Below are 11,279 nucleotides of genomic sequence, written 5' to 3'. Positions count from 1 at the left end.
GGCGGCCAGGCCGGCGCACGACAGCAGCGTGGCACCGACGCCCCCGAGCAGCCGGTACGCGACGACGGTCGGCAGTGTGCGCACCCGGGCAGGATGTCGTCCCCGACTGACCGGCACACGACGCCCCGACGATCACCAGACGACGGCGCGGTGTCATACCGGCTTCGTCGTGGGCGGTGGTCCCGTGACGGCGTGGCTACGGGCATTTCGGGCACTGGTTGTTAGCGTGAGACGCGGATCCGAGGCCGTGGAGGGGTGCCATGACGGACGCCCCCGACGGGAGGCCGAGGCCCGCCGACCAGTGGCGACGCCGGGGTGTCCGCGCGCTGGTCGTCACCCGCGAGGGCAGTGTCCGCGGTTGGCGGTGGTGGGCGCGGAACTGGGATCGGCTGGTCGCCGCGCTCCAGGACGAGGCACCCGTCGGATCCGCTGCCGCCCCGGCACCCTCCGGGCCCCTCGTCGAGCAGCGCGACGCGCCCCGGCTGATCGCCGTGCCCGCGCGGGGCTACGTGTACTCGTTCTACGTCCGCGCCACGTTCGCGTGGTCCTCACCGGCGACCATGCGAGCCGAGGTGCTGAGCTGGTACGTGCAGTACTTCCAGCCCAACGCGATCCAACGCCTGACCCGGCTCGCCGCCGACGCCGCCCGGGACCTGCCACCGCACCGGGCCGCGGACCTGGAGGTGGCGTTGCAGCAGGCGCTGGCCGAAGACCCCCGGTGGCACTACCAGCGGGGCGACATCACGCTCACCTGCCGCCCCGACGCCACTGTCCGCCTCGACGAACGGATCATGCCGGCGCTCCAACCGCACGTCGACCGGATGGTCGAGCTCGAGTACCAGTTCGAGGAGCAGCTCCGCAAAGCCCGGTACGCCGAACACCTGAGCCGCCAGTGGGCGACGATCCTCAGCGACGACGCCGACGACCAGGACGTAGCCGACGCCCGCGACCAGATGCTCACCGCGCAGCGGGAAGCCGCCCGCTGGATCACCGACCTCCTCCGCCGCAACGGCGACCACCCAACGGACCCGCCAAGCACGCCCCCGATCCCACCCCAGCAGAGCCGCGACACTCCGACGCAGCCCACCACCGACTGAGCCGCCCCGCCCCTCGCCCCTCGCCCCTCGCCATGATCAAGTGATGAAAAGTAGCTTCTGGGGCGCTCTCAGAGCTATTTCTCATCACTTGATCATGGGTAGACGGCGTCGGGACGCGAGGATGGCGAGGGCTTCCTGACGAACCTGGAACGGATTCGCGGTGAGGCGACGATGCGTGAAGCGGACGACGAGGATTCCGACGGTCGCCAGCAGCGCGTCGCGTCTGAGGTCGATCTCGCGTTCGGCCGGATCGCCGTGGCTGGTCGCGCCGTCCAGCTCGATGTTGACCCGCTCCGCCTCGGCGAACAGGTCCAGGTAGAACGTTCGCGCCCCCACCCGCACCCGCACCTGCCGGACGAACGTCGGCATGCCCGGACCGGTAAAGACGTGGTCGTGGCCCCAGATCTCCAGCGCGCTGCGACAACCAGTCGCGAGCCGGTCCAGCAGACCACACAGTGCCGCACGGTTGGGAACCCTCGACACTTCCGCGAGCGCGGTGACCAGACGCTGCGGGGTGGTCAGCCGGTCATTGACCGCACGGATGAGCGGTCCCGACCTGTCGACCGACGGCAGCAGCGGCCAGCAGTCCACCAGGGTTCGGTCAAGCCGGGTGACCGGCAATCCGTTCCGGGTCACGACGTACGGTGGCGCCACCGCGAAGTCGGACCGGTGGCGCACCACAAGTTGGGGGCGGTCCCGCAGGCCTGCCCCTCTGGGCAGGTCCAGATACACCGGCTCGTCAGCCGGCTGGCGGCGGAGTCCCCACACGTCGAGCGCGGTGAGCCGACTCAACGCCGCGCGCCCGCCGGCGTACGCCAGCGACGCCCGGCGGGCGATCTCGGGCCCGACTCGGGACAGCAGCGGCAGGCTGGGCTCCGATTCGCGGACCAGCGCGGCGTCAACGTAGATCCCGGGTAGCACCCGGACCATCCGACCTGCCCGGCAGGCGCTTTGAAGCGCCCAGGGAGAAACCACGCTGAGCATCTCGCGCCGCATGGCCAGGCCACCACGTCGATCGAGCAGGGCTTGCAGGCGCGCGTCCACGAACACACCGTGCCTCTGATCGCCGCCAGGGCGAGGGCCGCTGTGGACAGCGAATGCACCTGTGGACGATCGCCCGGGCCACCGCAGGTTGTGGTAGAAGCCCGCCGAGATCCGTGCCAGCTACGACTCCCGCATCCAGGTCTTCAGGTCGGTTACGAAGAACACCTTGCCCTGCTGCCGTCGGATAAGAGGCGAACGCTGCCTCCGCGCTCCCCGGTGGCGCTCGGCCAGCCGGTCGGTGCGTTTTCGCCGGGTCTAACCGCCGAAGCTCAGCGCCTGCCGCAGATCCACGTCCAGGCTCTCCTTGTACTGCGGATCGGGCTCAGCCCCGGCGGCACTGAGGACGGTACTGAAGAAGCATCTGGCACCAACCGCGAGGATCACGCGGAAGATATCGGTGTCATCGAGACCGTGACCGCGCAGGCCCGCGACGTCGGCCTCGGTGACGGAGTTCGCATCGGCCGCGACCTTTCCGGCGAAGTTGACGACTGCGACCTCCTGCGCGGAGAGACCGGCGCTTCCATGGTCCGACGCGATGGCGGCGACGGTCGGCGCGTCGAAGAACTTGTCGCGTAGGACCTTTCCGTGTGCCAGACCGCAGTAGGAGGATTTCAGGGCCCGGGCTGCGGCGAGGGTCGCCAACTCGTAGCGGCGCAGTTCCATCCCGTCCTTCACCGCACCGTTGAGCTGCTGCCATGCCAGGTACACCGCCGGGCTGTGGGCGAACAACCTGGTGTAGTTGGGCAGATAGCCCATCGCCTTCGTGTCGCTGTCGAACATCCGCTCGGTGTCCGGGGACTGCTCTGCCTGCCGCAGGAAACTCATCCGACTCCTCCCATAGGTGGACCCGGACGGTACGCCGTTGGGGCTGCGAATGCTGTCGGGAAATCGAGCGGTCAGCCCCAGAAGATCGCTGTCGGGTCCCGATCGAGTTCGTCGAGGAGTTCGCCCACGTTGGTTGTCGGCGGGACCAGGTCGTACCAACGGAACCGAAGGGTGCGCTCCCGGTAGTACAACGTCCAGGTGCCAGTGGTCCTGGTGTGCCCGAGGCGCGCGACGGGAACACGAGTCCACTCCGACCCCAACTCGACCCGCCACGGGGCCCGACACTCGACGATCGTCAGGTGACGGTCCGCCTCCTCACACTCGATGCGTACCTGGTCACGGACCCGCCCGGGGACCCGCTGATCGCACCACCGCCGCACATCAGCTATGTCCGCTGCCGGTAACCCTTGACGTGCCGCCACTCTGACCTCCCGCCAATCCAACGGTAACTGGTCAGGAGGCTGCCACCGTGCTGGCCTCGGCTCGTGACCCGGGGCCGTCGCGTCACAAGGATCTCCGCCTTCTTGGGGGCGAACTCGTCCTCAGGAATGACACCCACCATCCACCGTCACGAGCCGGTCCCAGTCACGGGAAGTTCACGCATTGCCTGCCGCAGCGCCGCCGACTGCTCCACCGACCCACCGCGTACACCGAGGCTCCGCCGAGCCGCCCGGTAGTAGCCGTCGCGGGCGTCGTTGATCTGGATCAACAGGTCGGAGATGTCCGACGGGGGCTCGGTCACCCCACGGGCAAGCCGCTCGACCTGCCAGATCGCGTCGCGCCAACGAGCCGCGGCAACGACGGTCGGCTCGTCACCGAGCAGCAACAGGTTCTCCCAGACGATGGTGCGCCGGGCATCCGACTCGGCGAGGCGAACGAGGCCCTCATCACGGTCGATCGGGTGGCTGTGCGATCCCGGTCGCAGGTCGGCCGTCATCCGCAGCGCCACCATGTGACTTTCCTTGAGGGCGTGCGCGTATTCGACGTACGCGTCGAGCCGTCGCTCGTCCCAGCGGACGCTCTGGCTGCGCTGCCACCGGGCACGGTCGGCCAGTGACGTGGCGAGGATGGTGCCGAGGGTGCCGACCAGTACGCCGAGGAGCGCCGGAAGCTGCGTCAGAAGGGTGCCCACGCCACCGAGGCTGCCAGCACCCGGCAAGCCCTGCGGCCTCTCACGTCAGCACGCCCCGAGCGCCACCAACGGCGGTTGCCCCGTCCAGGCCCACATCTCCAGCGCCTCCCGGTCGACGAGGGTGATGTTGAGCTGCTGGGCGATCCGGATGCCGTCGCCCGCGGTGAAGAAGCTGTTCGTCACGAGTATGCAGATCTCGCCACCGTGAATGTCCCGGCAGGTGCCGGCGAACCGCTGGATCGCGGCACTGCCCACCCGGTTCTTGATGCTCTGCCGCTTGCACTGCACCACGACCCGTCGACCGTCAGGAGCGACAGCCAGGACGTCCGCTCCCCGGTCACGGGAGCCGCCGCAGACCGTGACATCGCGAAACCCGGACGCGACCAGGATCCGCGCGAACCACTGCTCGAACTCGGGGCCGTTCATGGTGTCGGTGACCGCGATCAGCCTGTCGCGCTGGGCTTGGTCGGCCCGCTCGCGGGCCCGCTGCCTCGACAGGAGGAGAACCACCGTGATCGCTCCGGCGACGACGAGGATCGCCAGGAAAGCGGACCAGAAGGGGTGCCGCCGCACGAAGTCGACGACCATGCCGACGAGCACGAAGCCGACGACGGCGGCCAGCACCAGAAACCAGCCTTTGGCCGGGCCGCCACCACGGGACACCCGGCGGACCGTCGACCTCTGCCGTCCACGGGCGGAGCGCCGCCTGCGGTAGTGCGCCCGAACCCGCGCGCCGTTCCTCCTGGTATGCGATCTGACGAACGGCACGAGGCGCCTCCACAGTCGCGGAAGCCCCAGTGTCGCTCCCCCTTTCAACAACCGGGGCGATCTCGGTGGCCCAGCTCGGTCCGGCAGGCGGGCCATCATCGCGTCAGGTCCGGCGGGTGGCGAGGACGGCCAGGGTTTCCCGGCGTACCGCGTCGATCTCGTGCAGCAGCCGGCGGTGGGCGAAGCGGACCACCAGGATCCCGATACTCGCCAACTGGGCATCGCGGCGAAGGTCGATCTCCCGCTGACGTGGGTCGCCGTGTGTGGTGGTCCCATCAAGTTCGATATTGACCCGTTCGCGCTCGGCGATCATGTCGAGGTAGACCGTGCGCCGCCCGACCTTGACCGCTACCTGTCGACGGAACGCCGGCATCCCCGGACCGGTGAAGACGTGTTCGTGTCCCCAGATCTCCAGCGGGCTCCGGCAGCCCTCGGCGAGCCTCGTCAGCAGTGTCCGTAACGCCGCTCGGTCGGTCAACTTCGGAACGCTCTCCAGGGCTACTCTCAGCCGCTCGGGTGTGGTCAGCCACTCGTTGACCGCCCAGATCACTGGTGCCCGCCGCTCGGCGGGCGGAATTGTCGGCCACGAGTCGACGAGCGCCTGCTCGAGGCGGGTGACCGTCAGCCCCTGTCGCACCACCACGTGCGGGGGCTCGATGAGCAGGTTACGGCGTCGATGAATGACCACTCCGGGTCGAGTCCGCAGGTTGGCGTTCGCTGGCGTACTCAGGTGTACGACCTCACCCACAGCCTGCGGACGTAACCCCCACGCGTCGAGGGCGCTGAGGTGACTGAGTGCGCCGCAGCCTCCGGCCCAGGCGAGAGCCGCGCGATGACTCAGAGCGGGGTCGAGCCGACTCAGGGCAGGGGTATCGGGTCGACCACCGACGAGGCGCGCCGCCACGAACACCTCGGGCAGTACTCGCACCAGCTCGCCGTTACGGCAGGCCGACTCCACCGTCCACGACGGCACCACTTGCCGGGCAGCGCCGAGCGTGACCAGCCCGTCACCAAGCTCCACCAGCCCCTGAAGCACCGAGTCCACACCAGGGACCGTCCAACCTCACCCCGACCCTCCACAACCGCGCCGTCCCGCCGTCTGTGGACAGCGGGCCGTCTGTGGACGACGCCCTGCCGCGCCCCAGTGTGTGTTAGCCGAGGTGATCGTTGGCAGCTGTGCAGTGCAGACGGCGGCGTGTCGAACTGTTCAGCTGCCAACGATCAAGGAAAGGCCTCAGCTCGGCACGTCGCGGCGGCGGAAGGCCGTCACTCCGACGGCGAGAAGGGCCGCGGCGACCGCCGTCAGCACCACCAGGGGCAGCGCCGCCGGGTCGACCGCGGGCACGGACGGCACATGGGTGTACGGCGAGAGGTCGAGCGCGGCCTGGGGCAGCTTCAGCACCGCACCGAGTTGCCCGAGCAGCAGGAAGACCAGCAGGACCGTCCAGGACAGCACCACCGACCAGCGGGGCAGCAGCCCGAACAGTGTGGTCACCACCCCGGCCACCACGAGCAGGGCGGGCAGTCGCAGCAGCGCGGCACCGCCCAGGTCGAGGGCCTGGCCGAGCGGATCGTCGGTGACGAGGCCGTAGCCGAGCCCGGTGGTCAGGCCGGCGAGCAGCAGCAGCGCGACCGCGCCGAGGGTCGCGGCGAGCACCTGGGTGCCGAGCCAGCGGGTACGGCTGACAGCGGTGGCGAGCACGGCTTCCAGGACGCCGTCGGCTTCGTCGCCGCGTACCCGGAGGAGGGCCTGTACCACGTACGCCCCGATGGTCAGCGCGAAGAGCCCGAGCATCGCGGCCAGGTACGCGTCGACCAGAACCCCGCCACCGCCCATCGCGTTGATGGCCTCGGCGGCAGCCGGATTCTGGTCGATCATGGCGTTGAACTCGTCGGCGGCGATGCCCATGGAGAACCCGAGTACGGCCAGGCCGACCGCCCAGCCGAGCAGCGTGCCGCGTTGCATGCGCCAGGCCAACCCGGCGGGGCTGAGCAGTCGTGGCGCGGCGCTGGCTGGCCCGCGTCGGGGTGCGATCAGCCCGGCGCCCTGGTCGCGTCGCTCCGCCAGGGCGTACGCCACGGCCACGCCGGCGAGCAGCAGCGCGACCGGAAGGGCGAGCACCCACCAGCGTTCACCGCCGAAGGCCCGTACCTGGTTGCCCCAGCCGAGCGGGGAGATCCACGATGGCCAGGCGCTCTGCACGCGGGTGCCGTCGGCGCTCTGGTCGCCGAGCACGTCACCGGCGGCGCGCAGCACGAAGGAGATCCCGACGGTGGCGGCGGCGAGCGCGTTGGCGCCCCGGGAGGTGACGGAGAGCTGGGCGGTGACCGCGGCGATCGCGGTGAAGGCAACCCCGACGCCACCGATCGCGGCTGCGGCCGCGACGGAGCCGGCGAGCGGCAGGCCGGCGCCGACCAGCGCGAACGCCAGCAGTACGGCAGCGAGGGTGTTCGCCGCGACGATGACGAGCAGCGCGGCGGTGAGCGGCGCGTACCGGCCGACCACTGAGGCGCCGAGCAGCTCCGCCCGGCCGGTCTCCTCGTTCTGCCGGGTGTGCCGGGTCACCGCGAAGGTGCTCAGCAGGGCGACGATCAGGGCCAGCGTCACGTACGTCTCGGCGACCACCACGGCACCGAGGTCGGTGCCGGCGATCGGACCGTTGAACGCGCGGGCGACGAGGCTGGACGCCGAGGTGGTGGCGTAGCCCTGGCGGGCTGTCTCGTCCGGGTAGATGCCGGCGACGCTGCCGGCGAGGGCGTAGCCGAGCAGCGGCGTGCCGAGGACCCAGATGGCGAGCCGGACCCGGTCGCGGCGCAGCACGAGCCGGGCCAGCAGGGCCGTGCCGGTGAGGGCGCTCACCGGGCACCGGCCTGCGGGGCGCCAACCTGCGAGTCGGCGTCCGAGGCACCAGCCGACCCAACACCGGCGACAGGACCATCGGCCGGACCGGCGGCGGGGTCGTCGCCGTAGTGGCGCAGGAAGAGCTGTTCCAGCGTGGGCGGGGTACTGGTCAGGGCGCGTACGCCGGAGCGGACGAGCTGACCGAGCAGCTCGTCGAGGTGCGCCGGCTCGACCTCCAGATGGGTACGCCCGTCGACCTCGTGCACGTCGTGCACACCGGGAAGCGCGTCCAGGCCGGTGAGCGGACGGGCGGTCTCGACGGTGACCGCCGTGCGGGTGAGGTGGCGCAGCTCGGCGAGGGTGCCGGACTCGACCGTGCGCCCCTCGCGGATGATGCTGACCCGGTCGCAGAGGGCCTCGACCTCGGCGAGCACGTGGCTGGAGAGCAGCACTGTCGCGCCGGCCTGCTTGACCCGCCGGACCTCGTCCTGGAACACCGCCTCCATCAGGGGGTCGAGGCCGGAGGTGGGCTCGTCGAGCACGTACAGCTCCACCGCCGAGGCGAAGGCGGCGACGATGGCGACCTTCTGCCGGTTGCCCTTGGAGTACGTGCGGCAGCGGCGGGTCGGGTCCAGGTCGAAGCGTTGCAGCAGCTCGTCGCGGCGTCGCCGGTCGAGGCCGCCGCGGAGCCGACCGAACAGGTCGATGGCTTCTCCGCCGGTGAGGTTGGGCCAGAGGCTGACGTCGCCCGGCACGTACGCCAGTCGGCGGTGCAGGCGGACCGCGTCGCGCCACGGGTCGGCGCCGAGCACCTGGGCGTCTCCGGAGTCGCGGCGGAGCAGCCCGAGCAGGATCCGGATGGTGGTGGACTTGCCGGAGCCGTTGGGCCCGAGGAAGCCGTGCACCTCCCCCTGCTCGACGCGCAGATCCAGCCCGTCGAGTGCCCGGATCGCGCCGAAGGTCTTGACCAGGTTGTCGATCGAGATGACGGGCATCGCCCCTCCTGCCGTTGGCTGCGTCGACCACCACCACTGTACTGACCGATGGTCAGTAGAATCAACGGTGATGGTGCCCACCGGTCAGGACGTCGCTAGGCTGACCGGCATGACCGCCGACCCCGGGGACGACACTCGCACCCGGATCCTGCGCGCCGCGCTCGACCTGTTCGCCGAGCACGGTTACCAGCGCACCTCGCTGCGGCAGATCGGTGAACGGCTACGGCTGACCAAGGCCGCGATCCTGTACCACTTCCCGGCCAAGGAACACCTGCTCTCCGCGCTGGTCGAGCCGTTGTTGGTCGATCTGGAGGCGTTGCTCGACACCGCGCGGACGCAGCCCGTCGAGCAGGCACGGTGGACGGTGCTGGAGGGTTGGGTGGACGTCATGCTCGCCCACCGCCGGCCCCTCGGCATGCTGTTCCACGACATCGCGCTGGTCGGTCGCGGCGACACGTACCACCGTCTGATGGAGGTCGCGATGCGGGCCAACGACCTCATCGCCGGGCCGGACGCCGGACGGCGGGAGCGGGTCCTGGCGACGCAGGCGGTGGCGGCGTGCAGCGATCCGATCGTCTTCTTCGTCGACGTGTCCGACGAGGTGCTGCGCGCCGACATGCTCGACGGCGTACGCCGACTGCTGACGCCGGCCGCCACGGACGCCGCAGGCCCGTCGGGCGCGAGCACCGCGGACCGGCGGCGGCGGCCGGGACGACCGCGGGCGCTGGGTCGGGAGCAGGTGGAGACGGCCCGGCGGATGCACGCGGCGGGCACCCACTCGGTGGATGCCATCGCCGCCACGCTGGGTGTCTCGCGGGCCACCGTCTACCGACACCTGGACCCGGAATAATGAGACAGTTTTAGCGACGGTTTCGAGACGGGTTTCTGAGCGGACGCTCAGGCCGCCAGTGTGGCGTAGCGGCCGTTACGGTCCAGCAGGCTGTCGTGGGTGCCGGCCTCGACGATGCGGCCGTGGTCGAGCACCGCGATCTGGTCGGCGTCGCGGACGGTGGAGAGCCGGTGGGCGATGGTGATCGTGGTCCGGCCTTCGGCGAGCACGTCGAACGCGCGTTGCACGGCTCGCTCGGTCTCGGTGTCCAGCGCGCTGGTGGCCTCGTCGAGGACCAGGATGCGCGGGTCGCGCAGCAACGTGCGGGCGATGGCGAGCCGCTGCTTCTCGCCGCCGGAGAAGCGGTGGCCACGGGAGCCGACCATGGTGTCGTACCCGTCGGGCAGCCCGGCGATCAGGTCGTGGATCTGGGCCGCGCGGGCGGCGTCCTCGATCTCCGCGTCGGTGGCGTCCGGCCGGGCGTAGCGCAGGTTCTCCCGGACGGTGGTGTGCAGCAGGTACGTCTCCTGGCTGACCACGCCGACGATCGCGGCCAGGTCGGCCAGGCGCAGGTCGCGCAGGTCGACGCCGTCGACGGTGATCCGGCCGGCGGTCGGGTCGTGCAGCCGGCTGACCAGGCCGGCGAGGGTGCTCTTGCCGGACCCGGTCTCCCCGACCAGGGCGAGGCTGGTGCCGGCGGACACGTCCAGTGTGATCCCGGCGAGGGCGGCGGTGTCGCTACCGGGGTAGCCGAAGGTGACGTCCTCCAGGCGCAGGTGACCGCGCACCTGGGCGGGGTCGAGGCGGACCGGCTCGGTGGGGTCGGCCACGTCGACAGGCAGGTCCAGGTATTCGAAGATCCGGGCGAACAGCGCCAGCGACGCGGTGAGCGAGACACCCACGTTGAGCAGGCCCATCAGTGGCCGGAACAGGCCGCCCTGCAGGGCGGTGAAGGCGACCAGGGTGCCGATGCTCAACGTCCCGGCGGTGCCGGGCAGCCCGGCGGCGAGGTAGATGACCGCCGGTACGGCGGCGAAGATGATGCTCATCGAGGCCATCCGCCAGCGCCCGGCCAGCTCGCTGCGCAGCTCCAGGTCGACCAGGCGGGCCGAGGAGGCGCTGAACCGCTCGATGAGCGCCGGCCCGGTGCCGAGGGTCTTGGCCAACTGGACGCCGCTGATCGAGAGCCCTTCCTCGACAGTGACGTTGAGGTCGGCGAGTTCACGTTGCCGCTGGGCGGTGATCTCCCGGCGCATCCGGGCGACCCGGCGGGTCAGCCAGACGGCGGGCGGCAGCACCACGAGCGAGACCAGGGACAGCTGCCAGGAGAGGGCGACCATGGCGACCGCGGTGGCGACCACAGTGGTGAGGTTGGACGCGACGGCGGTGGCGGTGGAGGTGACCACCGACTGCATGCCGCCGATGTCGTTGGTGATCCGGGACTGCACCTCGCCGGTGCGGGTGCGGGTGAAGAAGCCCAGCGACTGGCGCTGGAGGTGGCTGAAGACGTCGGTGCGCAGCCGGTGCATGACCTGCTGGCCGACCTGGGTGGAGATCCAGGTCTGCACGACGCCGAGGGCGGAGGTCACGGCCGCCACGGCGACCATGCCGAGGACCAGCCAGACCAGCAGGGTCACGTCGCCCTGCGGTAGCGCCCGGTCGATGACGGCACGCAGCAGAAACGGGCTGGCCATCGCGATGACCGAGGAGAGCACGATGATCGCGGTGACGGCGGCGAGCGCGGGCC

General features: G+C 70.7%; 11 protein-coding genes. 2 read left to right on the top strand and 9 right to left on the bottom strand.

Translation table 11 applies throughout. The features are described from left to right. Positions 1–260: 260 nt before the first annotated feature. Positions 261–1,097, top strand: a complete 837-nt coding sequence (locus ACWCO3_RS23910; protein ID WP_450012126.1) for a hypothetical protein — start codon at positions 261–263, stop codon at positions 1,095–1,097. 84 nt (positions 1,098–1,181) lie between these two features. On the opposite strand, the gene ACWCO3_RS23905 is transcribed toward ACWCO3_RS23910, so the two are convergent. From ACWCO3_RS23905 to ACWCO3_RS23870, 8 genes are all read right to left on the bottom strand, one after another. Then, complete coding sequence (locus tag ACWCO3_RS23905) at positions 1,182–2,141, bottom strand: DUF559 domain-containing protein (RefSeq protein ID WP_450012124.1); 960 nt, start codon at positions 2,139–2,141, stop codon at positions 1,182–1,184. 255 nt (positions 2,142–2,396) lie between these two features. After that, the gene (locus ACWCO3_RS23900; protein ID WP_244311698.1) at positions 2,397–2,966 is read right to left on the bottom strand and encodes a carboxymuconolactone decarboxylase family protein; all 570 of its coding nucleotides are present in this window, start codon (positions 2,964–2,966) and stop codon (positions 2,397–2,399) included. Positions 2,967–3,037: 71 nt separating this feature from the next. Continuing rightward, complete coding sequence (locus ACWCO3_RS23895) at positions 3,038–3,388, bottom strand: DUF3024 domain-containing protein (protein WP_450012122.1); 351 nt, start codon at positions 3,386–3,388, stop codon at positions 3,038–3,040. A gap of 146 nt (positions 3,389–3,534) precedes the next feature. Further along, the gene (locus ACWCO3_RS23890; RefSeq protein WP_450012120.1) at positions 3,535–4,098 is read right to left on the bottom strand and encodes a hypothetical protein; all 564 of its coding nucleotides are present in this window, start codon (positions 4,096–4,098) and stop codon (positions 3,535–3,537) included. Positions 4,099–4,143: 45 nt separating this feature from the next. Continuing rightward, on the bottom strand, positions 4,144–4,761 hold the full coding sequence (locus ACWCO3_RS23885) for a restriction endonuclease (RefSeq protein ID WP_450012118.1): 618 nt from the start codon (positions 4,759–4,761) through the stop codon (positions 4,144–4,146). A 208-nt stretch (positions 4,762–4,969) separates the two neighbouring features. Then, a complete protein-coding gene (locus ACWCO3_RS23880) occupies positions 4,970–5,911 on the bottom strand; it encodes an endonuclease domain-containing protein (RefSeq protein ID WP_450012116.1) in 942 nt (313 codons plus the stop codon). Between the two features lie 189 nt (positions 5,912–6,100). After that, complete coding sequence (locus tag ACWCO3_RS23875; RefSeq protein ID WP_358051251.1) at positions 6,101–7,726, bottom strand: ABC transporter permease; 1,626 nt, start codon at positions 7,724–7,726, stop codon at positions 6,101–6,103. Then, on the bottom strand, positions 7,723–8,703 hold the full coding sequence (locus tag ACWCO3_RS23870) for an ABC transporter ATP-binding protein (RefSeq protein WP_450012113.1): 981 nt from the start codon (positions 8,701–8,703) through the stop codon (positions 7,723–7,725). The genes ACWCO3_RS23875 and ACWCO3_RS23870 overlap by 4 nt, the downstream gene beginning before the upstream one ends. A 109-nt stretch (positions 8,704–8,812) precedes the next feature. On the opposite strand from ACWCO3_RS23870, the gene ACWCO3_RS23865 reads away from it, so the two are divergent. Next, a complete protein-coding gene (locus tag ACWCO3_RS23865) occupies positions 8,813–9,553 on the top strand; it encodes a TetR family transcriptional regulator (protein WP_167524828.1) in 741 nt (246 codons plus the stop codon). A 47-nt stretch (positions 9,554–9,600) separates the two neighbouring features. Here ACWCO3_RS23865 and ACWCO3_RS23860 read toward each other — a convergent pair. Next, the coding region (locus tag ACWCO3_RS23860) for an ABC transporter ATP-binding protein (RefSeq protein ID WP_450012110.1) at positions 9,601–11,279 on the bottom strand (1,679 nt) is incomplete at its 5' end.

Source organism: Micromonospora sp. NPDC002411, from assembly GCF_053592955.1.
Note: the sequence above shows the minus strand (reverse complement) of the source record. Positions and strands in the feature narration are given on the sequence as shown.

Excerpts from the sequence above, each read along its gene's own strand:
- ACWCO3_RS23910 (WP_450012126.1), top strand. The coding sequence starts at position 261 with ATGACGGACGCCCCCGACGGGAGGCCGAGGCCCGCCGACCAGTGGCGA.
- ACWCO3_RS23870 (WP_450012113.1), bottom strand. The coding sequence starts at position 8,703 with ATGCCCGTCATCTCGATCGACAACCTGGTCAAGACCTTCGGCGCGATC.
- ACWCO3_RS23900 (WP_244311698.1), bottom strand. The coding sequence starts at position 2,966 with ATGAGTTTCCTGCGGCAGGCAGAGCAGTCCCCGGACACCGAGCGGATG.
- ACWCO3_RS23865 (WP_167524828.1), top strand. The coding sequence starts at position 8,813 with ATGACCGCCGACCCCGGGGACGACACTCGCACCCGGATCCTGCGCGCC.